Source organism: Microbacterium sp. 05N427, assembly GCF_056397105.1.
In genome coordinates this window covers 83,133-105,944 of record NZ_JBFTMT010000019.1, presented here as the reverse complement: position 1 = coordinate 105,944, position 22,812 = coordinate 83,133, and the positions used below count along the sequence as shown (strand labels likewise).

25 protein-coding genes are annotated in these 22,812 nt (G+C 70.0%); 7 read left to right on the top strand and 18 right to left on the bottom strand.

All coding sequences use genetic code 11. From position 1 onward, the window contains the following. Positions 1-24: 24 nt before the first annotated feature. From AC1DG4_RS16690 to smc, 3 genes are all read right to left on the bottom strand, one after another. Complete coding sequence (locus AC1DG4_RS16690; RefSeq protein WP_477379056.1) at positions 25-525, bottom strand: DUF2004 domain-containing protein; 501 nt, start codon at positions 523-525, stop codon at positions 25-27. A gap of 80 nt (positions 526-605) precedes the next feature. After that, positions 606-1,481, bottom strand: coding sequence for a signal recognition particle-docking protein FtsY (gene ftsY, locus AC1DG4_RS16685; protein ID WP_477379054.1), 876 nt, complete (start codon positions 1,479-1,481; stop codon positions 606-608). Between the two features lie 79 nt (positions 1,482-1,560). After that, the gene (gene smc / locus AC1DG4_RS16680) at positions 1,561-5,139 is read right to left on the bottom strand and encodes a chromosome segregation protein SMC (protein WP_477379343.1); all 3,579 of its coding nucleotides are present in this window, start codon (positions 5,137-5,139) and stop codon (positions 1,561-1,563) included. A 514-nt stretch (positions 5,140-5,653) separates the two neighbouring features. On the opposite strand from smc, the gene AC1DG4_RS16675 reads away from it, so the two are divergent. The 4 genes from AC1DG4_RS16675 (at position 5,654) to AC1DG4_RS16660 (ending at position 9,143) form a co-directional block, all read left to right on the top strand. Beyond that, positions 5,654-5,932 (top strand): hypothetical protein, encoded by a 279-nt coding sequence (locus tag AC1DG4_RS16675; protein WP_477379053.1) that lies wholly within the window; start codon positions 5,654-5,656, stop codon positions 5,930-5,932. Further along, entirely contained in the window at positions 5,932-7,038 is a 1,107-nt protein-coding gene (locus AC1DG4_RS16670; protein WP_477421355.1) for a GNAT family N-acetyltransferase, read from the top strand. Before AC1DG4_RS16675 ends, AC1DG4_RS16670 begins: the two co-directional genes overlap by 1 nt. Positions 7,039-7,134: 96 nt before the next feature. Beyond that, complete coding sequence (locus tag AC1DG4_RS16665) at positions 7,135-7,830, top strand: ABC transporter ATP-binding protein (protein WP_477379049.1); 696 nt, start codon at positions 7,135-7,137, stop codon at positions 7,828-7,830. After that, on the top strand, positions 7,827-9,143 hold the full coding sequence (locus tag AC1DG4_RS16660; protein WP_477379047.1) for a permease: 1,317 nt from the start codon (positions 7,827-7,829) through the stop codon (positions 9,141-9,143). Before AC1DG4_RS16665 ends, AC1DG4_RS16660 begins: the two co-directional genes overlap by 4 nt. Positions 9,144-9,163: 20 nt before the next feature. Here the strand turns inward: AC1DG4_RS16660 and AC1DG4_RS16655 are convergent, their stop codons facing one another. Then, positions 9,164-9,802 carry an HAD-IA family hydrolase gene (locus tag AC1DG4_RS16655; protein WP_477379045.1) on the bottom strand — a complete coding sequence of 213 codons (639 nt, stop codon included), beginning with the start codon at positions 9,800-9,802 and terminating at the stop codon, positions 9,164-9,166. A gap of 117 nt (positions 9,803-9,919) precedes the next feature. Between AC1DG4_RS16655 and AC1DG4_RS16650 the strand changes: the two genes are divergently transcribed. After that, on the top strand, positions 9,920-10,381 hold the full coding sequence (locus tag AC1DG4_RS16650) for a phage tail protein (RefSeq protein ID WP_477379043.1): 462 nt from the start codon (positions 9,920-9,922) through the stop codon (positions 10,379-10,381). Between the two features lie 60 nt (positions 10,382-10,441). On the opposite strand, the gene AC1DG4_RS16645 is transcribed toward AC1DG4_RS16650, so the two are convergent. The 10 genes from AC1DG4_RS16645 to AC1DG4_RS16600 form a co-directional block, all read right to left on the bottom strand. Further along, on the bottom strand, positions 10,442-10,867 hold the full coding sequence (locus AC1DG4_RS16645) for a hypothetical protein (protein WP_477379041.1): 426 nt from the start codon (positions 10,865-10,867) through the stop codon (positions 10,442-10,444). 105 nt (positions 10,868-10,972) lie between these two features. Further along, positions 10,973-11,344: a hypothetical protein gene (locus AC1DG4_RS16640; RefSeq protein ID WP_477379040.1), complete on the bottom strand. Its 372-nt coding sequence runs from the start codon at positions 11,342-11,344 to the stop codon at positions 10,973-10,975. Next, on the bottom strand, positions 11,337-11,477 hold the full coding sequence (locus AC1DG4_RS16635) for a hypothetical protein (RefSeq protein ID WP_477379038.1): 141 nt from the start codon (positions 11,475-11,477) through the stop codon (positions 11,337-11,339). The genes AC1DG4_RS16640 and AC1DG4_RS16635 overlap by 8 nt, the downstream gene beginning before the upstream one ends. 95 nt (positions 11,478-11,572) lie before the next feature. Then, complete coding sequence (gene mutM, locus AC1DG4_RS16630; protein ID WP_477379036.1) at positions 11,573-12,478, bottom strand: bifunctional DNA-formamidopyrimidine glycosylase/DNA-(apurinic or apyrimidinic site) lyase; 906 nt, start codon at positions 12,476-12,478, stop codon at positions 11,573-11,575. Continuing rightward, positions 12,471-13,163: a ribonuclease III gene (gene rnc / locus AC1DG4_RS16625; protein WP_477379034.1), complete on the bottom strand. Its 693-nt coding sequence runs from the start codon at positions 13,161-13,163 to the stop codon at positions 12,471-12,473. Before rnc ends, mutM begins: the two co-directional genes overlap by 8 nt. Positions 13,164-13,177: 14 nt before the next feature. Beyond that, positions 13,178-13,387 carry a 50S ribosomal protein L32 gene (gene rpmF / locus AC1DG4_RS16620; RefSeq protein WP_013586329.1) on the bottom strand — a complete coding sequence of 70 codons (210 nt, stop codon included), beginning with the start codon at positions 13,385-13,387 and terminating at the stop codon, positions 13,178-13,180. 32 nt (positions 13,388-13,419) lie between these two features. Then, positions 13,420-13,902, bottom strand: a complete 483-nt coding sequence (locus AC1DG4_RS16615) for a YceD family protein (RefSeq protein ID WP_477379341.1) — start codon at positions 13,900-13,902, stop codon at positions 13,420-13,422. 103 nt (positions 13,903-14,005) lie between these two features. Then, the gene (coaD, locus tag AC1DG4_RS16610; RefSeq protein WP_045273263.1) at positions 14,006-14,503 is read right to left on the bottom strand and encodes a pantetheine-phosphate adenylyltransferase; all 498 of its coding nucleotides are present in this window, start codon (positions 14,501-14,503) and stop codon (positions 14,006-14,008) included. 90 nt (positions 14,504-14,593) lie between these two features. Beyond that, positions 14,594-16,771: an ATP-dependent DNA helicase RecG gene (locus AC1DG4_RS16605; protein WP_477379030.1), complete on the bottom strand. Its 2,178-nt coding sequence runs from the start codon at positions 16,769-16,771 to the stop codon at positions 14,594-14,596. A gap of 87 nt (positions 16,772-16,858) precedes the next feature. Beyond that, a complete protein-coding gene (locus tag AC1DG4_RS16600) occupies positions 16,859-17,629 on the bottom strand; it encodes an alpha/beta fold hydrolase (RefSeq protein ID WP_477379339.1) in 771 nt (256 codons plus the stop codon). A gap of 146 nt (positions 17,630-17,775) precedes the next feature. Here AC1DG4_RS16600 and rsmD point away from each other — a divergent pair, with 146 nt between their 5' ends. After that, a complete protein-coding gene (rsmD, locus tag AC1DG4_RS16595; RefSeq protein ID WP_477379028.1) occupies positions 17,776-18,351 on the top strand; it encodes a 16S rRNA (guanine(966)-N(2))-methyltransferase RsmD in 576 nt (191 codons plus the stop codon). 3 nt (positions 18,352-18,354) lie between these two features. Here the strand turns inward: rsmD and thiL are convergent, their stop codons facing one another. Beyond that, positions 18,355-19,389: a thiamine-phosphate kinase gene (gene thiL, locus AC1DG4_RS16590; protein ID WP_477379026.1), complete on the bottom strand. Its 1,035-nt coding sequence runs from the start codon at positions 19,387-19,389 to the stop codon at positions 18,355-18,357. A gap of 23 nt (positions 19,390-19,412) precedes the next feature. Between thiL and AC1DG4_RS16585 the strand changes: the two genes are divergently transcribed. Beyond that, complete coding sequence (locus tag AC1DG4_RS16585; RefSeq protein ID WP_477379024.1) at positions 19,413-19,937, top strand: DUF3515 domain-containing protein; 525 nt, start codon at positions 19,413-19,415, stop codon at positions 19,935-19,937. Here the strand turns inward: AC1DG4_RS16585 and AC1DG4_RS16580 are convergent. Genes AC1DG4_RS16580 through AC1DG4_RS16570 form a run of 3 tightly spaced genes read right to left on the bottom strand, consistent with a single transcriptional unit; the run spans position 19,934 to position 22,812 of the window. Continuing rightward, on the bottom strand, positions 19,934-21,016 hold the full coding sequence (locus AC1DG4_RS16580) for a D-alanine--D-alanine ligase family protein (protein ID WP_477379023.1): 1,083 nt from the start codon (positions 21,014-21,016) through the stop codon (positions 19,934-19,936). The genes AC1DG4_RS16585 and AC1DG4_RS16580 overlap by 4 nt on opposite strands. Then, the gene (locus AC1DG4_RS16575) at positions 20,922-22,070 is read right to left on the bottom strand and encodes an NAD(P)H-dependent glycerol-3-phosphate dehydrogenase (RefSeq protein ID WP_477379021.1); all 1,149 of its coding nucleotides are present in this window, start codon (positions 22,068-22,070) and stop codon (positions 20,922-20,924) included. The genes AC1DG4_RS16580 and AC1DG4_RS16575 overlap by 95 nt, the downstream gene beginning before the upstream one ends. Next, a complete protein-coding gene (locus AC1DG4_RS16570; protein ID WP_477379019.1) occupies positions 22,060-22,812 on the bottom strand; it encodes a lysophospholipid acyltransferase family protein in 753 nt (250 codons plus the stop codon). The genes AC1DG4_RS16575 and AC1DG4_RS16570 overlap by 11 nt, the downstream gene beginning before the upstream one ends.

Here is a 22,812-nt window from a genome sequence, read left to right as displayed (position 1 = left end):
GCGCAGCGACGAGACGAAGGACCCTCAGTCGGCGCTCATGACCGACAGCACCGAGCCGTCGGATCCGAAGTTCACCAGCAGCACGTCGTCGGCGCCATCGGCGTCGAGAGCGTACTCGAGCACCGCGAACGGCTCGCTGCCGCCGTGCTCGTCCACGAGCAGAGTCATGCTCATCAGCTGCAGCGAGCGAATGATGTCGACGGCGGCGTCGCCGCTCACATCGACGAGGTATTCGTTGAGCTCTTCGCCGTACTCCGCCTGCTGCTGCAGGATGTACTCGGTGACTTCGCTCGTGCGGTCGTCGACCTCGGAGAGCATTCCGCGGCGCGCCTTGTCATCGATGGCCTCGAGCCCCGAGACGAAGGCGGCGGCGATGTCGAGCGATTCGTCCGACACGTCCTCCTGGTCGGGCGCGGTCAAGTCCACGGTGAGCGCGTGGTCACCGAACTCCACCGTCTCGGACCAGAAGATCGATCCGTCCGGTCCCGAGGACAACAGTCCGAAGAAGTCGTGTTCGATCGCCATACGGCTATAAAACCAGCCTTGCGCGCAAGGCGGTAGTCCGGCGTGCGCGCGCCGTGGACCCGTTCGTCATCGTCACGGATTCAGGCCCCGACGAGAGCCTGCACGAACACGTGCGGCGTGAACCCGGTGAGGTCATCGATGCCCTCTCCCTGCCCCAGGAGCTTCACCGGGATACCGGTGCGCTCCTGGACGGCGAGCACGAACCCGCCCTTCGCGGAACCGTCCAGTTTGGTGAGCACGAGCCCGGTGACGCCCGCATGCTCGAGGAAAGCCTCGGCCTGCATGACGCCGTTCTGACCGGTCGTCGCGTCGAGCACGAGCAGCACCTCGCTGATCGGAGCCTGCTTCTCCACGACGCGGCGGATCTTGGACAGTTCGTCCATCAACCCGCCCTTGGTGTGCAGGCGCCCCGCGGTATCGATGATCACGATCTCCGTGCCCTCGCGCTTGGCGTAGTCCACGGTCTGGAACGCGACGGACGCCGGATCCTGCCCGTGCTGCTGCGGGCGCACGATCGCGGCTCCCGCACGCTGCGCCCACGTGGCCAGCTGCTCGACGGCGGCGGCGCGGAACGTGTCGGCGGCGCCCACGACGACCGAGCGCTGGTAGCCGCGCAGGAACTTCGTGAACTTGCCGATCGTGGTGGTCTTGCCGACGCCGTTCACGCCGACGACGAGCACCACGGCCGGGCGCTCCGTGAGCTTCAACGTGGTGTCGAACTTCGCGAAGTGCTCCTCGAGCGTCTCCCGGAGCATCCGCTGCAGGTCCTTCGGATCCGTCGTGCGGTACTTCTCGACCTTGGCGCGCAACTCTTCGATCAGGCGCTCTGTGATGTCGGGACCGAAGTCGGCCGTGAGCAGCGCGGTCTCGAGGTCGTCCCAGGTCTCCTCATCGATCGTGGGTTTGACGAACATGCCGCGCAGCGCGCGACCGAGGGACCAGGACTTCTCCGCCATGCCCCCAGCCTACGGCGCGCAGCCCGGCGAATCCGGTGTGTTCGCCGACGGCGCGCGGCCTGACCTCGGACGTCTCGGCTCAGACGGCAGCAGCCGCACGATCCCCGACCCGCTGCCCGACGACCGCGGACACGCCGTCCTGGCGCATCGAGACGCCGTAGAGCGCATCGGCGATCTCCATGGTGCGCTTCTGGTGCGTGATCACGAGCAGCTGCGAGCTGGCGCGGAGCTGCTCGAACACTGTCAGCAGGCGACCGAGGTTGGCGTCATCGAGCGCTGCCTCGACCTCGTCCAGGATGTAGAACGGGCTGGGACGGGCCTTGAAGATCGCGACGAGCAGGGCGACCGCCGCGAGCGACCGTTCCCCGCCGGACAGCAGCGAGAGCCGCTCGATCTTCTTGCCGACCGGGCGCACCGCGACCTCGATGCCGGTGTTCAGCAGATCGTCGGGGTTGGTGAGCGAGATGCTGCCGGCGCCGCCGGGGAACAGCAGCGGGAACACCTCGCCGAACGCCTGGCGCGTGTCCTCGAACGCCGAAGCGAAGATCGTCTGCATCCGCTCATCGAGCTCGGTGATGATCGTGAGCAGGTCTTGCCGGGTCTTGGTGAGGTCCGCGAGCTGCTCGGTGAGGAAGGCGTGCCGCTGCTCGAGTGCCGCGAACTCCTCGAGCGCGAGCGGGTTCACCCTGCCGAGCTGGGCGAGCTTGCGCTCCGCCTCCTGCAGGCGGCGCTGCTGGATGCGGCGGTCGAAGGGGATGCCCGAGGGCTCCCGATCCGCCGCGGTCCCCTCGGCATCCAGCTCCTCGACGTCGTCCTCCCGATCTGCCGCAATAGCCAGGACATCTCGGGGAACCAGCTGATCCGGGCCGTATTCTGCGACCAGGATGTCCTCGTCCAGGGCGAGCTCGGACTGCACCCGCTCAAGCAGGCTGGACAGGTGCAGCTTCTTCTCGTGGATCTGCAGCTCGAGTCCGTGCACGCTCTCGGTGAGGCCCGCGAGGCGCTCGCGGATCGAGGAATCCTGCCGCCGCAGCTCGCCGAGCTCCTCGTTCTGCGCGGAGCGCGCCGACTCGGCGGCGGCCAGCGCCAGACGGGCCTCCGCCACTGAGCGGTCGATCGAATCCAGGATCCGCGGAAGCTCCGCGGCGACCCTTGACGCGGTCTCCCGCTGTGCGCGCCGGATCACCGCACGACGCGCAGCCTCCGCCGCGGCCTCACGCTCACGCTCGCGCTGACGTTCGAGCGAAGCGACTCGAGCCTGGGCCGCGCGCACGCGCTCGCGCATCGTCTCGACGCCGAGGCGCGCTTCGATCTCCGCCTCGCGCGCGGCCTCGAGCGCTTCCAGCAGGCCGTCGCGCGCTGAGGCGTCCAGGACGGGGCGCGGAGCGGACTCGGCCTCCGCCAGCACGGCCTTCGCCGTGTCCGCCTGCGCTTCCGCGTCGGCGACGGTCGACTGGGCCTGGACGAGGCCCGACTCGAGGCGTTCGCATTCGGCGATCGCGGACTCGTGCTGCACGGTCACGCGGTTGACCTGCTCCGTGTGCGTGGCCAGCGCGGCGTCGTGCTCGCGCAGCGTGCGCAGCGCATCGCGGGACACGCGCCGGGCGGTCTCGAGCGCCTCGGTCGCGTCCTCGCGCGCCTCGCGCAGCGAGTCGACGACGACCCGCACCTCTTCGAGGCGGTCCACGGCCGCATCGCGCTCCGCGATGAGCTCGAGCCGGGAGCGCTCCCCGCCGGATCCCGTGTGCAGGGTATGCGCGGTGAGCACCTCCCCGGTACGGGTCACGATCGTGAGCGGCACCCCTGCGGCAGCGACGGCGGCGGCGTGCGCGGAACGTGCCGCGCCCAGGTCCTCCACGATCACGACGTGCGAGAGGATGCCGAGCACGCCGGCCGGCGCGGTCACGACCTGCGCCGCAGGAGTCGCTCCCGCGATCCCCGCATCGGAGACGACGGCGGACGCACCCTGGGCGATGACGATGTCATAGGCGCCCGCCGTCTCGTCGTCGTCGGCGAGGGCGAAGGCCGCAGCCGCGTCGTCTACGAGCACCCCCTCGGCGAGCGGGCCGAGCACGGCGGCGATCGCCGCCTCGTAACCCGGCGTGACCTGGACCGCATCGCCGACGAGCCCGCGCACGCCGGCGTGACCTGCCGCGACGATCTCCGCCGCGCCACCCGTGACGGCGATCGCACTGCCCAGGGCCGCGGCCTTCGCCGTGAGCGCCTCGGATTCGCGCTCTGCGGCGTGCAGCCGCTCACGCAGTTCGCCGAGCGCCGTCTCGGCGGAGACGGCTCTGGACTGCACCCGTTCGTATGCCTCCGCGTGCTCCGCAGCGGTGCCCTCCGGCGCCTCGCCGTCCTCGATCCGCTCGCGCGCTTCCGCTGCCTCGCGGCGGCGTCCGTGCGCGGCCTCGAGTGCGTTCTCCTGGCGCAGCACCGCACCGCGGACCGCGGCGAGGGCGGATGCGGCCGCCTCCGCCTGCCCGCGCAGGGTCGTGAGACGCATGTCGTGCGCGGAGACCAAGGCGCTCTGCTCTGCGATGTCGACGTCGAGCGCGTCGAGCTCTGCGCGCGCATTCGCAACCTCGCGGCTCGCCTCGTGCGCCGCGTCCTGCGCGCGACCGATCCCCGACGAGATCTCCTCGACCTCGTCCTTCGCCTCGTCGATCGTGGCCTGCGTCACGGTCACCGCCGTGACCGCGGCGTCGTCCTCGTCGGATCCGAGCAGCGCGAGCCGCTGGTTGGCGAGCGTGAACAGTCCGCGCATGCGCTCCTGCACCTGCTCCAGCCCGAACGCGACCCGCCGCGCCTCGTCCACGGCTGCCGAGTTCTGCAGTACCTCGAGCCGGGTGATCTCGGAACGGACGCGGTCGCCCTGTTCGCTCAGGACCACGCGCTCGGCGTGGCGCTCGTGCTCGTTGCGGGTGTGGTCGGCGAGCGCCGTGCGCAGTGTCACGACGTCGTCTGCAAAGATCCGAGCCTTGGCGTCCCGCACGACGGCGGCGATCGTCTGCGCCTCGCGGGCGATCTGGGCCTGGCGCCCGAGCGGCTTCAGCTGGCGGCGGATCTCCCCTGCCAGGTCGCTCAGCCGGGTCAGGTTGGTCTCCATCGCGTCGAGCTTGCGAAGGGTCTTCTCCTTGCGGCGGCGGTGCTTGAGGATCCCTGCGGCCTCCTCGATGAACCCGCGGCGGTCCTCCGGCGAGGCCTGCAGCACGGTGTCCAGGCGCCCCTGACCGACGATGACGTGCATCTCCCGGCCCAGACCCGAATCGCTGAGCAGTTCCTGCACGTCGAGCAGTCGGCAGCCCTCGCCGTTGATCGCGTACTCGCTGGACCCGTTGCGGAACAGCGTGCGGCTGATCGTGACCTCGGCGTATTCGATCGGCAGCGCTCCATCGCTGTTGTCGATCGTGAGCTGCACCTCCGCGCGTCCGAGCGGACCGCGCGTCGAGGTGCCCGCGAAGATGACGTCCTCCATCTTGCCGCCGCGCAGGGTCTTCGCGCCCTGCTCCCCCATCACCCAGGCGAGTGCGTCGACGACGTTCGACTTGCCGGATCCGTTCGGTCCGACGATGCAGGTCACACCCGGCTCGAAGGCGAACGTCGTCGGCTGCGCGAAGGACTTGAACCCTTTGAGGGTCAGGCTCTTCAGGTGCATGGGCACGCTCGGCGATCGGCGGAGTTCACGGCGTCTACGCTATCGCGGCGACCCCGGCGGCCGTGCGGGAAACGCCCGAGGTCCAGGGATTTCTGAGTGTCGGCTTGACGTCTTCTATGAAGCTCGGCTAGCGTGACAGATCGAGCCGAGAAAGGAGGTTGCCGACATGATTACCAACCGCATCGCATTCACCCCGTCCCGTGGGATCGACGCGTCTTCGGCGACTTCCGCCGGCGTCGGCGCGCGCTTCGACGCGTAGAGCAGACGCGCTCCCTCGTCCCGGCCTGAGGCCGGCCTGACGCCTTCGGGCGTCCGCGATCCGATCCACGGTTCTCCGTGTCGATCATCAGGTCGTCTCGATCCTCCGATCGCGCCGATCATCCGATCGCCTGCACGATCCGGCCCGTACGCCGGATCGGTTCCCTCACCCGTGACACGTCTCGGCGTCCCACCGGACGACCCCTGCCGTGGAGCGAAACCGCCTTTCCGGCACGACCAACGAAAGCGAATCACCGTGAATACCGCATTGCACGCTTCGCCTCCCACCGAGTCGAAGCAGCGCGCTCTTCGCGAGCGCGACCTGTCCATCCAGCTCCCCCGCGAGGAGGAGCTCCGCAACCTGTCGCTCGCCCAGCGCGTGGCCCTGCGCGTCGCCCTGCACCTCATCGTGCGGTCGCGGCCTGTCGCGCAGGACCAGGCTCGCTCGGCGCTGGCCGAAGCCCGCCGCTTCCGCCTGCTCCAGCAGTACGAGGCGAGCCGTCTGGCTCAGAGCCCGACCCGGCAGGTGCTCTGATGACCGGCGCTCGGATCGACGACCCGATCATCGCCCTGCCCGCCGGCGCGACCCTGCGTCCGCTCGTGCTCCCCGCACGGGCGGATGCGGGGGCGCCCGGCCCCTTCCGCGACTACGCCGACGTCCGCAATCGCTGCCTCGAAGCAGCATCCGGTCGCGACGACGACAGCTTCACCCCGGACGAGCTGCTGCCGCTGCTCACCCCGGACGCTTACACGTACCGACGTCAGTGGCGGATCCTCRTCGGGGAGCGCACGATCGGCGTCGCGATCCTAAACATCTCACGCGACGGCGGCGGAGACACCGCCACGATGGCCGTCAGTGTGCTCCCCGAAGAGCAGGGGCGAGGCATCGCCACCGCCGTCGCCACGCACCTGGAGCAGCTCGCGCGCGCCGACGGTGTGCGCACCCTGCAGGTGTGGACGGAACATCTTGCGTCGGACGACCCGGCTCTGAATCCGCCCACGGGGTTCGGCAGCGTGCCGCGCGACCACACCGCGCGATTCTTGCTCGCCCAGGGCTGGACCCTGGAGCAGGTGGACCGCGTCAGCGAGTACCGCTGGGGCCAGGACGACCATCTGGCGGCGCTGCGAGCCATCGCCGAGGAGGCCGCGACCGGATACCGAGTCGTGCAGTGGCTGCTGCCGACCCCTGAGGAACGACTCGAGGGGTACGCGTGGATGAAGTCCCGCATGTCGACCGACGCCCCTGACGCGGCCATGGACTCGCCGGAAGAGGCCTGGAACGCGGATCGGGTCCGCGAGCAGGATGCGCGCTGGCTGGACATGGGGCACACCCTGCAGGTCACCGCGGCAGAGGACATCGCGACCGGCGAGCTCTGCGCGTACAACGAACTCTCCCTCAAGGGAGCCGACGACAGCGTCACGCAACAGAACGACACCCTCGTGCTCGCCGCGCACCGCGGTCACCGGCTGGGCCTGCTGGTGAAGTCCGCGGGCCTGCTCGCCTGGCATGAGCGCTACCCGCGCTCGACCCGCGTCGTCACCTACAACGCCGAGGAGAACCGACCGATGCTGTCCATCAACGAACAACTCGGCTTCGTCCCGATCTCCTACGGCGGGGCGTGGAAGAAGGTGCTGGACTGATCGATCGCCGAAGGTCATCCCGGAGGATGACGCCGGGCCGGGATCCTCACTCCGGCGACCGATGATCCTCCGGGCGGCGCCGAGCAGGCTGGAGGCATGAGCACAGCAGTCATCGAAGCACACGGTCTGATCAAGTCGTTCGGATCCACCCGCGCCCTCGCCGGCGTCGACCTCGGGATCTCCCCCGGGGAGTCGGTCGCGATCATGGGAGCCTCCGGATCCGGCAAGACGACCCTGCTGCACGTGCTCGCCGGGATCACACGGCCCGACGCGGGGAGCGTGCTGTTCGCCCCGCCCGCCGGCGGACCGGTCGAGGTGAGCGCGCTCAGCGAATCGGCGCGGTCTCGCCTCCGCCGTGAGTCGTTCGGGTTCGTGTTCCAGCAGGGGCTTCTGATGCCCGAGCTGACCGCGGTGGAGAACGTCGCGCTCGCGGCGATGATCACCGGGGTTCCTCGCGCGGAGGCCACGCACCGGGCGGCGGGATGGCTCGCCGCGCTGGGGCTTCAGGGCATGGAGGACCGTCGGATCGGCGAGCTCTCCGGCGGTCAGGCGCAGCGCGTCGCGATCGCCCGCGCGCAGGTCACCGGCGCGAGCATCGTGTTCGCGGATGAGCCGACCGGCGCGCTGGACTCGGCGACCTCGTCCGAGGTCATGGATGCGCTGCTGTGGTCGACCACCGGTCAGGGCCGCACGCTCGTCGTCGTGACGCACGACCCGCAGGTCGCCGCGCGCTGCTCCCGGACGATCGCCGTGCGCGACGGTCGTGTGCTGGGCTCGGTGGTGAACGCGTGAACGCCGCGACACTGCGGCTGCTGCTGCGTCCCGCCCCGGGATCCACCGGGGTCGTCGTGATCCCCATGGTCGCCTTCGCCGTCGTCTCGGCCCTGGTGCTGACGGTGGTCGGCGGAGCACAGGCGTTCTGGCGCTGGACCGACGAGCTCGCCGTGGTCTACCAGATCCTGGCGGCGGTCGCCCTCGTGCTGTTGGTGCTTCCGCTCGCCGCACTGGGCGGTGCCGCGGCACGGCTTTCGGCACGCCGCCGTGACGAGCGGCTGTCGACCCTGCGTCTGCTCGGAGTCACTGGCTTCGGAGTCGGCGTCGTCGCCGTGGTCGAGTCGACGCTGATCGCGGCTGTCGGCGTTCTCGGCGGCGTGGTGCTCGCCCTTGGTCTCGCGCCGCTCGTGGGGCTCATCCCGTTCCGCGGCGCGCCCCTGGGGACGGCGGTGCTGCTGCCGCCCGTGATGACGGCCGCCATCGCCGTCGGCACGGTGCTGCTCGCGACCGTGAGCGCTGTGGTCGGGCTGCGCCGCGTGGTGATCTCGCCGCTCGGCGTGCGCACCAGGACCACACCGCCGACACCGCACTGGGTACGCGCCATCCTCGCGATCGCTGCGGTCGCCGCCGGATTCGTCGCCGGATTCGTGGTGCCGGGAATCGGCGGGGCGATCGCCATGATCACCGCTCTGGTCGCGATCTTCGGCGTCGGACTGCTGGTGCTGAACCTCATCGGCCCCTGGGTGCTGAAGGTCGGCGCGCGGATGCAGCTGCGCCGGGCGAAGACCCCGGAACGTCTTCTCGCGGCGCGCATCGTGCTCGACGACGCCAAGGGCGCCTGGCGTCAGGTGAGCGGCGTGGCGATGGCGAGCTTCATGGCGGTGTTCGCCGGCACCGGCGTCGCCCTCATGGACGTGATGGGATCCGGCGACCCCTCTGCGCAGAATCTGGGGCTCCTCACCGACATGCGCACCGGCCTCATCATCACGCTGGTCGCTTCGTTCCTCATGGTCGGTTGTTCGGTGGCCGTGACGCAGGCCTCCGACATCCTCGACCAGCGCGACCTGCACCGCAGCCTGCACTACCTCGGCGTTCCGGCGGCCACCGTGGATTCCGCGCGGCGTCGCGCGGTCATGTCACCGCTCCTGATCACGGCGCTCGGATCCGCCCTCTGCGCCGCCGTGCTCATCTTCCCCCTGCTCGGGATCGCGCTCATCACGGCGCCGCTGTCGGTCGCGACGATCGCCGCGGTCCTGACCGCCGGCATCGCCCTGGTGTGGATCGCGACTCGGCTCACCCGACCGCTCCTGGTGCGCGCGTTCGCCGGCTGAGCGCAACTCCCCGGCAGAGCTCAGGAGCCGATCGCGGTCGTCAGGAACTCCTCGACGGCCGCGATCGTCGTCGCGTTGTCCGTGTGCATGATGCCACGGATGCCTACTCGGGCGGCGCCCTCGATCTGCTGCCGGCGGTCGTCGATGAAGAAGACGTCCCCCGGTTGCGCGCCCATCGCAGCGAGGGCAGCGGCGTATGCCGCGGAGTCCGGCTTGTTCGCGCCGATCTCGTGGCTGTAGCAGATCGGGTCGAAGACAGAGGAGAAGCCGTAGCGGCGTTCCTCTTCTTCGCGAGCTCCGTCGGCAGAGTTCGACAGGATCCCGACGCCCGCGCGCCCGCGCAGCGTGCGGGCGTAGTCGATCAGGGCCGTGTTCGCGTCGCCGCAGTACGAGTCCCACAGCTCCGTCCGTGCGTCGCTCACCTGCGCCGAGGAGAACCCGAGCGCGCGCCCGAGGCCCTCCCAGTACTCCTCGGCGCGCCCCTGCACGAGGTCGATGCGAGGAAGATCCGCGGCCTCGATCGCCGCGTCGTACTCCGCGCGGCTCATTCCGGCGCGGTCCGCCCAGCGGTTCTTGAGCTCCTCCTGCCAGGGGCCGTCGTCGACGAGCTCGAGCACTCCGCCGATGTCGAACAGGATCCAGCGCTTGTTCTGCGTCATGCCTCGACGCTATGCGACGAGACGCCGGGGTGACGATGGGCAGCGCTCCCCCACCTGTCCTGCCGCCGGATGGCACAGAATGGATCCGACCGTCCTGTCATCCCCGAGGAGCAACGCATGAGCAGCATCGTCGATTTCGTCTCCGTCTCGACCGCGGGTCTCGAGTCCTCACCCATCGCCGAGGCGCTGGCCGGTCTGCGCGCGAACGAGGCGCGCTACATCACCAACAAGTACGGCTCCCCGTTCACCGTGAGCACACCGGACGAGGATCCGGAGACCCTGCAGTGGGTGACCGAGATCCTGCGCGAGGAACGCGGCATCGTGATCGCGAGCCCGGCACTCGAGGTGAGCGGCTTCGAGGCGGACGGGATCCGATTCGGCTACGTCTTCTATGCCTCGGGCCTCGCGATCAACGTCATGTACACGCTCGCCGACGGGGGCAAGCGTGCGGTCGGCTTCAAGCTGTCGCTCGGCATGGACATCCCGGAGGAGCTGTCGGCCTTCAAGTTCGCCCGCCAGCGGTCCAAGCTCGCGGGCGAGATCCGCGGCTCTTACTTCGTGATCAAGGGCGAGCACTGAGCGATTCGGACCCGCGTCCCGGCGGTCGCATACCTGTTTTCGCCTGGGCGCTGGTCGCCGTCAGGTGCCGCTGAGCACGTCGCGCACTTCGCCGTCGACGACGTCGATCGCCGGCCAGAACTCGTCCGGATACTCCGCGTGCACCAGATCGATGTGCACATGCACGGCTCCTGACGGGTCGTAGTCGATCGACGGCACCGAGATGCCCACGACCTCGAACGCCGCCCGCGGATCGTCATACGGAAGGCCGCTGGCGCGCAAGAGGTTGCGCATCCCCGTCTCCGCCCCGGCCAGGATCGCATCCCAGCGACCGAGGGTCTTGCGGAGGGACTCGGCCTGTCCGGGTGCGGGGCCGTCCGGGGTGCCGTCGATGCTCAGCTCCAGCACCCCTGCCGCCGTCGACGGGGCGACCTCTCCCGTCCAATGCCGTGAGACCCCGGGGTGCGACAAGATGCCGACGACGGGGATGTCGATCGTCGAGTTCACTGTTGTGCCGCCCTTCTGGATGTGTCCTGAAGCGTAGCTTCGGCATTCGTTCCTGCCACGGCGCTAGTTCGTGGCCTAACGAAAGCGGCCGCTGGACCAGCGCCGCTATGCCGCCCGGATCGCCGCCAGCGCTGCGGCATAGGGATCCGACCGGGCGAGCACGGACCTGCCCCTGCGCAGAAGCACGAGGATCTGGCCTCGGCCGCTGTCGGCGAGACGCGCCGCGAGCGCTGCCTTCTCCCAGACGAGCACGATGTCGAGTGTTGCGGAATACCCGGGCTCCGACAGCTGGTCGAGCGAAGAGAAGCGCACCTGATCCGCCACGCCTGCCTCGGCGATCACTCGCTCGCGCACACTGCCGAAGTGGATCGCCTTCGGGCGATCGTCGGGCGGGTACGACGCGACGAACAGCCGTGCGGCCAGCTCGTCACCGCCGGAGGCGAGCAGCTCGTCGAGCGCGTCCTGAGGATCAGCCACGGTCGTTCCGCTCGTCCCGATCAGAGCTGCCGGCCTCCGGGGAACGGGTGCGGGGGTCGGTGTCCACCACCAGGACGCCGAGGATCACCCCGCCGGCGTGATCCTCGCCCTGCTGTTGATCGAACCAGCCCATGCCGCCCCCTCACGAATTTCGATACAGGGTATCGGGTGCGGCGGCGTCGACCGGAGGCGCGAGCGGTTCATGCCGATCGCCGGGCGATCCGACCGTCACTTCCTCCGCTGGCACCTCGGGCAGAAGTGGCTGGACCGGTTCATGAACGCGTCGCGGCGGATCGGTCCGCCGCAGCGCGGGCAGGGCTGCCCCGTACGTCCGTATGCGTTCAGGGAGTGCGCGAAGTAGCCGGCCTCGCCGTTGACGTTGACGTACTGCGCATCGAAGCTCGTGCCGCCCTCGGCCAGCGCCTTCTCCAGCACGGCCCGCACCTCTGCCAGCAGATGGTTCACCGCGACCGTCGACAGCGCAGACGCCGGGGTCTCGGGATGAATACGAGCCGCCCAGAGCGACTCGTCGGCGTAGATGTTGCCCACGCCGCTGATGATGCTCTGATCCAGCAGCACGCGCTTGATGGCGCTCGATCGCGTCCGCAGCGCTGCGCGGAACGCCCCGTCGTGGAACGCCTCGTCCATGGGATCGCGCGCGATGTGCGAGACCTGCGAAGGGATCAGCGGCTCGTCGCTCCCCCATCCCGCGGCGCGGGCGTCGGCGGTCGGCACGAGGGCATCCACGGCGAGGGACCCGAACGTGCGCTGATCGGCGAAGACGACGGCGAGTTCGCCGTGCTGCGGGTGCTCGATGAACAGCCGGATCCGCTCGTGCCGCTCCGCCTCCGCGTCGGGCCGGCGCAGCAGCAACTGTCCAGACATGCCGAGGTGCCCGACGATCGCGGAACGGCGGTCCGCGCTTGCGGTCGCGAGCGGCATCCAGAGGAACTTGCCGCGACGCGCCACGGTCGCGACCTCGGATCCCTCGAGCCGCGCGACGAAGTCGGCGGCACCCGCGGCATGCCGGGTGAGGGCGCGCTCGTCGTGCACGGCCACCGAGAGGATGCGCGCACCGGTCATCGCCGGAGCGAGGCCGGAACGGACGACCTCCACCTCGGGGAGCTCAGGCACGTTCGCTGAGCACGTGCCAGGCGGCCAGTGCCGCAGCCATCTCCGCTGTCTTCTTGCTCGTGCCGGTGCCGGTGGTCGCGAGTTCTCCCGCGGTCACGGTCGCGGTGAAGCGCCGGTCGTGATCGGGTCCCGTCGAGACCACCTCGTAGGCCGGCGCGCTGAGCCCGAGCCGCGCGGACAGCTCCTGCAGCGCGGTCTTCGGATCCATCGCCGCGCCATACCGCTCGGGGTCGCCGAAGAGCGGCTCCACGAGCCGCAGAACCAGGGCGGTCGCCGCCTCCGGCCCCGCGGAAAGGTACGTGGCCCCGAACACGGCCTCCATCGTGTCGGCCAGGATCGAGTCCTTGTCACGACCTCCGGTGCGCTCCTCGCCCTTTCCGAGCAGGATGTGCGCGCCCAGGCCGATGCCTCGGGCGACCTCCGCGAGAGCGATGGTCGACACCACGCTCGCACGCCGCTTGGCCAGCGATCCCTCGTCGAGGTCGGGAAGCGTCGTGTAGAGCATGACCGTCACGGCCTGGCCGAGCACGGAGTCGCCGAGGAACTCGAGACGCTCGTTGTGCGGGATGGCGCCGTTCTCATACGCGTACGAACGATGCGTCAGCGCAAGCTGAAGCAGCTCGGGGTCGATATCGACCCCGAGCTGCTCAGAAAGAGGGCGCGTCCCTACGGGGACTTCTGCCATGATCGACGGATCGATCAGACGTCGGCGACCTTGCGGCCCTTGTACTCGAGGAACAGCTCGGTGCCCTGCGAGTCGGTGACGACCTTCGCCTGGTGGGGACGGCTGTAGACGACCTTGCCGTTCTCGATGGTCTTGACGAGGGCAGGAGCCTCCGCCTTCCACTGCGCGCGACGCGAGCGGGTGTTCGAACGGGAGACCTTGCGCTTCGGGGGGTTACCGGCCATGGTTTGCTACCTTCTGTGTTCTGGGCGCGCAGCTATTCTGCTGCTTGCTCTTCGACGGTGACGTCGTGGTCTGTGATCTGCTGGAGCGCGGCCCATCGAGGATCGACAGGAGCGTCCAACTCTTTCCCGGCGCTTTCGGTCAGCCGCTCACCGGTCTCGGGGTCGAGTCCAGGGCAATCCGGCTGACACACCGGCTGAAACGGGAGCGCCAAAACCACCGCGTCCCTGACCAGAGTTTCAAGATCCACGTGGTCGTCTTGAACCTCGAAGTCGTTCGCTTCCTCTCCAGGGTACGCGAAAAGCTCCTGAAACTCGACTTCGACAGGCTCTTCGATCGGATTCAGGCATCGCCCGCACTCTCCGCGGTAGGTCGCATCGACATCACCGGTCACGAGGATGCCCTCGTGCACCGACTCCAGCCGGGCGTAGAGGTCGAGCTCCTCGCCCTTCTCGACGGAGACGAGGCCCTCGCCCCACTGCTCCTTGAGAGGGATCGTGAGGCGATGCTCACGCATCTCCCCCGGCCGTCGAACGATGTCGCGCACGGGCAGCACGAAGGGTCCATTGCGTCGGGTCTTCACCGGGACAGTCTACCGGTCGGACCTGGACGCGGGCCGGTCAGATCCCGCGGGAACCGGTGTCGAGGAAGCGGGCGACCGCCGGAGGCACGAACGGGGACACGTCTCCGCCCAGCGCCGCGACCTGGCGCACGAGCGAGCTGGAGACCAGGGCGTGCGCGGGATCCGGCAGCAGGAACACGGTCTCGATATCGGCGAGGTGGCGGTTGACGATCGCCATCGGCGACTCGTACGCCACGTCGACCTGCGAGCGGATGCCCTTGACGAGCACTCCGGCGTTCACGTCCCTGGCGTAGTCGACCAGGAGGCCCATGCTCCAGGATCCGACGATCACCGTTCCCACGACCCCTGCTTCGGCGATCGATTCCTCGAGCAGCGTGAGGCGCTGGGCGACCGGCAGCATCGCCTGCTTGTCGGGGTTGTGCACGACCAGCACGTGGAGCTCGTCGTAGAGGGCCGCGGCCCGTCGGATGACATCCAGATGCCCGAGGGTCGGCGGGTCGAAGGAACCGGGGACGACGGCGATCCGAGCGCTCACTTCGTCTCCTCACGTCGCTCAGTGCATCGCATGCATCCACCCTAGCGGCGTGGATCTCTGCGTCGGCCGAGCGGCAGCGTGCCAGCGCGCTCAGTTCTTGGCGAGCGCCGCACGATCGTCAATGCTGAGCCGCTGCGCCATCGCCTCGCGGAGTCCTTCGTGCTGCTGCAGCGCCGGATCCGCCTCGATGATCTCCTCGGCGATCGCGCGGGCCTGCGCGATCAGATCGGAGTCCTTGATGACCCGCAGCAGCTTCAGCGACGACTTCGCCCCCGACTGGCGTGCACCGAGCACGTCGCCCTCGCCGCGCAGGTCCAGATCGACCTCGGCGAGCACGAAGCCGTCGAGCGTCGCCGCCACGGCGTCGACGCGATCGCGGGCAGGCGTCCCCTGCTCGGCTTCGGTGACCAGCAGGCACAGCCCCGGCACACCACCGCGACCGATCCGACCGCGCAGCTGGTGCAGCTGGGACACGCCGAAACGGTCGGCCTCCAGAACGATCATGGTCGAGGCGTTCGGCACGTCGACGCCGACCTCGATCACGGTGGTCGCGACCAGCAGGTCGATCTCGCCGCGGGCGAAGGACTGCATGATCGCGTCCTTCTCGTCCGCCGCCATGCGTCCGTGCAGCCCGGCGATGCGCGCCGAACCCAGCTTCGGATGCGTCGAGAGCGCGGCCAACAGCTGCACCACGCCCCAGCGCGGTCCGCGGCTCTCCTCCTCCTCGTCGGCGAAGTGCTCCTGATCCGCTTCCTCCGCACCGTCGTCGGTGTCGATCGCCGCACACACGGCGAACACCTGACGGCCCTTCTCGATCTCCTCCGCGGCGCGCTCCCATACGCGGGCGAACCATCCGGGATGGTCGGCGAGCGGGGCGACGAAGGTCTCGATGCCCGCACGCCCGCTGGGCATCGTGCGGATCACCGAGGTGTCGAGGTCGCCGAACACCGTCATCGCGACCGTGCGCGGAATCGGCGTGGCGGTGAGCACGAGCGCGTGCGGGCTCGTGCCCTTGGCGCGCAGGGCTTCGCGCTGCTCCACGCCGAACCGGTGCTGCTCGTCGACGACGACGAGTCCGAGGTCGGCGAAGGTCGTCTTCTCGCCCAGCAGCGCATGCGTTCCCACCACGATGAGGGCCTGCCCTGCCGCGACCCTCAGAGCGGACTTGCGGCGCTCGGGAGCGGACATCTGCCCCGTGAGCAGCGTCGGCATCACGAGCGGGGCGAGTTTCGGTCCGAGCATCTTCGTGATCGAGCGCAGATGCTGCCCGGCGAGCACCTCGGTGGGTGCGATGAGCACCGCCTGGCCGCCCGACTCGGCCACCTGCAGCATCGCGCGCAGCGCGACCAGCGTCTTGCCGGATCCGACCTCGCCCTGCACGAGCCGGTTCATGGGCGCCCCGCCGATGAGGTCCGCGGCGATCGCCTGGCCCACCGTCTCTTGGTCGGGAGTGAGCTCGAACGGCAGCGCGGCGTCGAAGCGCTCCAGCAGCCCGCCTGGCTTGGCCGGGCGAGCGGTGGCATCGAGCATCCGCACGAGGTAGCGCTGCTGCATGAGGGCGCTCTGCAGTGTGAGCGCCTCGTGCATGCGCAGCGTGCGGATCGCGGGCGCGATCTCGTCCTTGGTGCTCGGCCGGTGGATCCGTTCGAGCGCGACGCGGGCGTCGAGCAGGCCCTCCTCACGGCGTACCTGGTCGGGAAGCGGCTCCGGCACCGGACCGAGATCGTCCAGGACCGTACCGACCATCTTCTCGATCTGCCACGTGGTGAGGGCCGCCGTGGCCGGGTAGATGGGCAGCGGCGTGGTCACGAGCACGTCGGCCTGGGTGCGGGCGCGCAGCTCGTCGTCGAACATCTCGTACTGGGGGTGCGCGAACTGCGTGACGCCACGGTAGTCGCCGACCTTGCCGGTGAACACCCCGCGGCGGCCGATCCGCAGCTCCTTCTCGCGCCATTCGAGCTGGCCGCGGTACTTGGCGAAGAAGGTCAGCACCATGCGGCCGACGCCATCGCCGATGTCGACCGTCATCATCGCGCCGCGACGGTTCTTCATGTCGCGCACGTCGACCTTCATCACCTCGGCGACGATCGTGACCGTCTCGCCCTTCGGGAGGTCGAGGATCGGCGTGAGCTCGCCGCGGTTGGCGTAGCGGCGCGGGTAGTGCGAGAGCAGATCCCAGACCGTGCTCATGCCGAACGCCTTCTGCAGCGCCTTCGCGTTTCCGTCGCCGACCGCGACGGCGAGCGGCGAATCGAGGCGGAGCGGCATGCTCAGAAGTCTAGAACGGGCCCCGGACGGCGCGCGCCGCCTGTGCACAGCGACGCAGCGGCACCGCCTCCCGCGGCGGGCGACGGCTCAGCGTTCGAGGAACTCCAGAGCCGCATCGCGGAACGCCTTGGACCCCGGGGCGTTGAAGTGGTGCCGTCCCGGGATCTCGAAGAACGATCCGTGCGGCGACGCGTCCGCGAGGCGGCGCGACCCGTCGATGATGGGATCCTCGGAACCGGTCGCGAAGAGGATCGGCTGCGCGGGCGCGGTCGCCGGATCCGGATCGATCGTGCGCGCCTCCCCGCGCATGCCCAGCGCGAGGGCGAGCATCACGTCGAGATCGTTGCCCGGCACGCGTTCGGTGAGGGCGATGTAGTCCCGCGTGGCAGCGTCGGTGACCGGCGTCCCCTCGGCCAGGTACGCGCGCACCTCGGCGACGTCGAGTCGCTCCAGCGGACGGCCGTCGGGGATTCCGCCGAGGACGGCGCGCGGGATCCGATCGCCGAGGTCGCGCAGCACCTCCCAGCCCACGCGGGCGCCCAGGGAGTATCCGACGTAGAGCGCGTCGTCGACGAGGTAGGTGTCGAGCACCTGTTCGATGTCACCCGCGAGGGTGCGCATCGTGTAGTCCTCGGGCTGGTGCGGCTTCTCGCTCGCGCCATGACCGCGCTGGTCGATGCCGAGCACCCGGTATCCCGCGCGCTCCAGGGTGCGCGCCCAGCCGGTGAGCGCCCAGTTGTCTCGGGTGCTGGAGGCGAAACCGTGCACGAGCAGCACCACGGGCGCGTCCGGATCGCCCCAGGTGTAGGTCGCGAGCCCGACGCCGTCACCCACCTCGATGATCTGCGGGCGGGGCATGCTGATCAGTGCTGCAAGAGGTTCGGCCACTCGTCCATCTTGGCCCCGCCCCGCCCACGGCGGGCTGTTCCGCCGCGCGTATGACGTGGCGCGTCGCGCCGGCGGCCGCGGCGGGCCGGCTTCGTCGGGGCGAATAGGGTGAACGGGTGACGAGAATCATCGCCGGATCCGCCGGGGGCATCCGCCTGGAGGTACCGGGTCAGGGAACCCGGCCCACGAGCGATCGGGTGCGCGAGTCGCTGTTCGGCGCGCTCTCCTCGATGGACGTGATCGCCGACGCCCGCGTGCTCGACCTCTACGCCGGATCCGGAGCGCTCGGGCTGGAAGCGCTCAGTCGCGGCGCGCGCAGTGCGGTGCTCGTCGAAAGAGGACGCGCCGCGGCAGCGGCCATCCGCCGCAATGCCGCCGCGGTCGCGAAGACGCTGGGTGGCGACTCGGCCGGGAGGACGAGCGTCCAGGAGTCGCCCGTGCACGGCTATCTCCTCCGCGCCGCTGGCCCGTTCGACCTGGTCTTCACCGACCCGCCCTACGATCTGTCCGACGCCGACATGACGGCCGACCTGGTGGCTCTCGCTCCGCTGCTCTCCCCCGGCGCCGTCGTCGTCATCGAACGCGCGAAGCGCTCCACGCCGCCGGACCTCGCGGCCGCCGGCCTCAGCCTCCTCCGCGAGAAGGCCTACGGCGACACCGCACTGTGGTGGGCGGAGCCGGCGGCTCCCTGACCGTCAGCGCCGGGCGTCGGCTCCGGCGTCCCGGTAGGGGTCCCAGCCCAGCGGGCCGACCGGCTCGCCGTCGCACAGCACCGGAGCGTCGGGCACTGCCTCGATCACGGATCCGATCCGCCGGAAGCCCGGCGGCAGCATTCCCACGGGGAATGCGGCGAGCAGGGCGTGGTCCTCGCCGCCGGCCAGCGCGCGATGCGGGTGTTTTCCCAGGGCGGCACCTTCGAGCGCGATCGTGACCCCGGAGGCCTCCGCCATGCGACCGGCATCGAGCGCGAGCCCGTCCGAGACGTCCATCATCGCCGTGGCTCCCGAGATCGCGGCGACCGGTCCGAGTCCGATCGGCGGCGCAGGGCGCAGCTGCGCGGCGATCGCGTCGGCCTCACCCTCATCCAGTGCGCCGGCATCGACGGAAACCGCCACGCCGTCGCGGTGGAAGCGCCGGAACAGCACAGAGAGTCCGTGGCCCGCGACCCCCATCTCCCCCGCGATCGCGATATCGTCCCCCACCCGAGCGCCGGAGCGGGTGACGGCCGGGCGGCCCTCGAGGTCGCCGAGCGCGGTGACCGCGATCATCAGGGTCGCCGACACCGTGAGGTCGCCGCCGACGACGGCGCACCCCGGGGCGAGGGCGGCGCAGGCGTCGCGGAAGCCATCGGCCAGCGCGGCGATGAACGAGAGGCGACGGTCCTTCGGCACGGCGAGAGCGACCAGCAGCGCCGTGGGACGGGCACCCATCGCCGCGATGTCGGCGAGGTTCACCGCCGCCGACTTCCAGCCCAGGTCGTAGCCGCTCGACCATGCCGCGCGGAAGTCAGGGCCCTCCACGAGCGTGTCGGTCGTCGCGACCACGGACCCGGACGGCGCCGCGACGACGGCGGCGTCGTCGCCCGGGCCGAGCAGCGCGTCGCGCCCCGCGGGCGTGCGGGTCAGGATCGTCCGCAGCACCCGCCCCTCACTCACCTCGCCGATCATCGGATCGTCGGATCCCGCGTCCCCCACGGTCGCATCGGATCCCGGAGCTGAAAGGTCCACCATGCTCTCAACGGTAGCCTGGAGGGATGCCCCGCCGTCTCACCGTCGCCACCGTCCTCGTGCTCTCAGCGGGACTGCTGGCCGGGTGCAGCTCGACCGTGCATCTGAACGCCGCGGACGATGCCAACGACCCGCGCTGCGCCGATGTGACGGTGCGGCTCACGAACGTACCCGCGATCGATGGGCATGATCGGCGCTGGACCGACGCGCAGGCGACGGCGGCCTGGGGCGATCCGGCCGTGGTGCTGCTCACGTGCGGGCTGCCCGAGGCGGAGCCGACGAGCGCTCTGCAGTGCATCTCCCTGCAGGGCATCGACTGGCTCGTCGACGATTCCAAGAGCCCGTACCTGACGCTCACGACCTATGGCCGCAAGCCCGCCGTGCAGCTGTACATCAACAGCAAGCCGGACGAGCCGAACAAGGGCGTCAGCGCCAACGACGTGATCGGCAACAAGAGCCTCGCCGCCGCGATCGCGACCATCCCCGCCACCCACGCCTGCACCGAGCGACCAGGGGCGGACGCGACGCCCACCCCGAGCCCGTCGAACTAGCGCCGCAGACCCGCCTCGATCAACTCCGTGATGAGGTCCCGATAGCTGAGCCCCGAAGCGATCCAGCACTTCGGGAACATCGAGATCGGTGTGAAGCCGGGCATCGTGTTCAGCTCGTTCACGACGAGGGTCCCGTCGGCCGTGAGGAACATGTCCACCCGCGCGAGCCCGCGCCCGTCGACCGCCTCGAACGCCTCGACGCCGGCGTTCTGGATCGCGACGATCTCGGCTTCGGCGAGATCGGCCGGGCAGACCACGTCCACGCCGTCACCACCGAGGTACTTGCCCTCGAAGTCGTAGAAGCCCCGCGAGGTCAGCACGATCTCGCCGGGCACCGACGCGCGCGGCCCTTCGGCGCCCTCGAGGATCGCGACCTCGATCTCGCGGCCGACGACACCCGTCTCCACGAGCACCTTGTCGTCTTCGGCGAGGGCGATGCGCATCGCCTCGTCGAATTCGGCGGGATCGGTCACCTTGGAGACGCCGACGCTGGAGCCGGCGCGGGCCGGCTTGACGAACAGCGGCGACCCGAGCGCCTCCGCCGCGGCGCGCACGCCCGCCGGATCCTCTGCCCACTGCCGTGCGCGCACGGTGATCCAGGGCGCAACGGCGATGCCGGCGGCCTGCAGCGCGACCTTCATGAAGTGCTTGTCCATGCACAGCGCGGAATCCAGCACCCCGCCGCCGGCGTACGGCACCTCGAGCGTGTCGAAGTAGCCCTGCAGCGTGCCGTCCTCGCCGTGCGGTCCGTGCAGCAGCGGCAGCACCACGTCGATCGGGCCCAGGTCGTCCACGGAGCCGTCGGCGCGGGTCACGCGCAGAGTGCGGACCCCGCCGGGCTCCGGCCACTGGATCCGGGTGCCGTTGTCGGCCACCTCGGGCAGGTGCGCGGCGTCGAGCGGGAACTTCTCGGGCTCGTCGTCCTCGAGGACGAACGCGCCCTCGCGGGTGATCCCGACGGGGATGACGTCGTAGCGCTCCCGGTCAAGGGCGCGCAGCACCCCGCCCGCCGTTGCGGAACTGATCGAATGCTCGCTGGAGCGCCCTCCGAAGAGCACCACCACCGTCTGCTTGTCCATTGCCCGTCCCTTCCCCCTGCGGGGTGTCGTCGTCGGTGGTCAGATGGGGGGCGATGTCGCGCGGGTCCATGGCGCCGTCCAGCACCATCTTCACCTGCTCGACGATCGGCATCTCCACGCCGGCGGCGCGGGCCAGCTGCAGGATCGGCGCGACGGACGCGAGTCCCTCTGCCGTCTGCTGCATCTGCTTGACCACGTCCTGGAAGCTGTATCCCTGGCCGAGCAGGCGCCCGGCCGTGTTGTTGCGGCTGAGCGGCGACTGGCACGTCGCGATCAGGTCGCCGAGGCCGGCGAGTCCCTGCAGAGTGCCCGGCTGCGCGCCGTTCGCCACCGCGAAGTCGGTCATCTCGACCAGTCCCCGGGTGATGATCGACGCCTTGGTGTTCTCGCCGTAGCCGACGCCGTCGACGATGCCGATCGCGACGGCGATGAGGTTCTTCAGCACGCCGCCGAACTCCGTGCCGATGACGTCGGTGTTCACGAAGCTGCGGAAGTAGCGGTTGCGCGCGGTGCGCGCGACGATGTCGGCCGTCTCCTGGCTGGTGGAGGCGATGACCGCGGCGGTCGGCTGCTCACGCGCGATCTCGAGGGCCAGGTTCGGGCCGCTCGCCACGGCGATGCGGTCGGGATCGCAGCGCAGTTCCTGCTCGATCACCTGGCTCATCCGCAGTCCGGTGCGCTTCTCGACGCCCTTCATGAGGCTGACGACCGGGATGTCGGAGTCCCGCAACAGCGGGCGCAGCGCCTTGAGGTTCTCCCGCAAGGTCTGGCTCGGCACCGACAGGTACACCTGCTCGGCGCCCTGGATCGCTTCGGCGAGGTGGTGCGTGGCCGTCATCGAACGCGGCAGGTTGATCCCGGACAGGTACTGCGAGTTGCGCTTGGCCTCGGCGATCTCGTGGGCGAGCTCCTGCCTGCGTGCCCACATCGTCACCTGGGCGCCGCCGTCGGCGAGGATCTTGCCGAAGGTGGTCCCCCAGCTGCCGGCCCCGATCACCGTGACACGCGGTCCGAGTGGGATCGACGCCGTGCGCGGTGCGTTCCTAGGAGTCAAGACGACCCGTCTCCCTCTGGCCGTGCTCGGCCGGGTTCCAGCGCTTGGCAGGGGCCTTCTCGCCGCGGAGCTCCTCCAGGAGGTCCGTGATCGCGGTCATCAGCCGGTCCGTGGCCTCCACGAGGGCGGCGCTCTCCCCCGCGCGGTCGTACAGGTCGGAGATGTCGACCGGATCCCCGATCACGACGTCGACCTTCTTACGCGGCGGCCAGAGGCTCAGGCCCTTCTGATAGCGGCCCATGATGTTCTGCGTGCCCCACTGCGCCATGGGGATCAGCGGGATCCGTCCGGCGAGAGCGAGACGGACGGCGCCAGACTTGCCGCGCATCGGCCACAGCTCGGGGTCGCGCGTGAGCGTTCCCTCGGGATAGACGATCACGCCCCGGCCATGCTCGACGAGTTCCTTCGACTGTGCGATGGTCTGCTTCGCCGCGGAGACGGACGTCGCCCGCGCGACGGAGATCATGCCGGTGCCACGCAGCGCCCAGCCCAGCACGGGCACGCGGAACAGGCTCTCCTTCGCCATGAAGCGAGGCGCGCGTCCGAGCCGCCAGACAGCAACGGCGACGATGAGCGGGTCGAACTCCGAGTAGTGGTTCGGCGCCATCACGAAGGCCCCGGAGCGGGGCAGCTTCTCCTCACCGCGGATGCGGATCTTCGCGAGGAAGGAGATGACCGGGACCACGAAGACCGCCAGGAACCAGAACAGGCTCGGGCGGGTCTTCTCGGCGGTCGCGCGCAT

What these genes read in the sequence shown, in the direction of transcription:
- AC1DG4_RS16600 (WP_477379339.1), bottom strand. Translation starts at nt 17,629, where the DNA reads ATGCCCCGCCCGCAGATCATCGAGGTGGGTGACGGCGTCGGGCTCGCG.
- AC1DG4_RS16650 (WP_477379043.1), top strand. Translation starts at nt 9,920, where the DNA reads ATGAGCAGCATCGTCGATTTCGTCTCCGTCTCGACCGCGGGTCTCGAG.
- ftsY (WP_477379054.1), bottom strand. Translation starts at nt 1,481, where the DNA reads ATGGCGGAGAAGTCCTGGTCCCTCGGTCGCGCGCTGCGCGGCATGTTC.
- rpmF (WP_013586329.1), bottom strand. Translation starts at nt 13,387, where the DNA reads ATGGCCGGTAACCCCCCGAAGCGCAAGGTCTCCCGTTCGAACACCCGC.
- AC1DG4_RS16585 (WP_477379024.1), top strand. Translation starts at nt 19,413, where the DNA reads ATGCCCCGCCGTCTCACCGTCGCCACCGTCCTCGTGCTCTCAGCGGGA.
- AC1DG4_RS16635 (WP_477379038.1), bottom strand. Translation starts at nt 11,477, where the DNA reads ATGGGCTGGTTCGATCAACAGCAGGGCGAGGATCACGCCGGCGGGGTG.
- AC1DG4_RS16690 (WP_477379056.1), bottom strand. Translation starts at nt 525, where the DNA reads ATGGCGATCGAACACGACTTCTTCGGACTGTTGTCCTCGGGACCGGAC.
- AC1DG4_RS16665 (WP_477379049.1), top strand. Translation starts at nt 7,135, where the DNA reads ATGAGCACAGCAGTCATCGAAGCACACGGTCTGATCAAGTCGTTCGGA.
- rnc (WP_477379034.1), bottom strand. Translation starts at nt 13,163, where the DNA reads ATGGCAGAAGTCCCCGTAGGGACGCGCCCTCTTTCTGAGCAGCTCGGG.
- AC1DG4_RS16655 (WP_477379045.1), bottom strand. Translation starts at nt 9,802, where the DNA reads ATGACGCAGAACAAGCGCTGGATCCTGTTCGACATCGGCGGAGTGCTC.
- smc (WP_477379343.1), bottom strand. Translation starts at nt 5,139, where the DNA reads ATGCACCTGAAGAGCCTGACCCTCAAAGGGTTCAAGTCCTTCGCGCAG.
- AC1DG4_RS16570 (WP_477379019.1), bottom strand. Translation starts at nt 22,812, where the DNA reads ATGCGCGCGACCGCCGAGAAGACCCGCCCGAGCCTGTTCTGGTTCCTG.
- thiL (WP_477379026.1), bottom strand. Translation starts at nt 19,389, where the DNA reads ATGGTGGACCTTTCAGCTCCGGGATCCGATGCGACCGTGGGGGACGCG.
- AC1DG4_RS16615 (WP_477379341.1), bottom strand. Translation starts at nt 13,902, where the DNA reads ATGCGTGAGCATCGCCTCACGATCCCTCTCAAGGAGCAGTGGGGCGAG.
- AC1DG4_RS16605 (WP_477379030.1), bottom strand. Translation starts at nt 16,771, where the DNA reads ATGCCGCTCCGCCTCGATTCGCCGCTCGCCGTCGCGGTCGGCGACGGA.
- AC1DG4_RS16580 (WP_477379023.1), bottom strand. Translation starts at nt 21,016, where the DNA reads ATGGACAAGCAGACGGTGGTGGTGCTCTTCGGAGGGCGCTCCAGCGAG.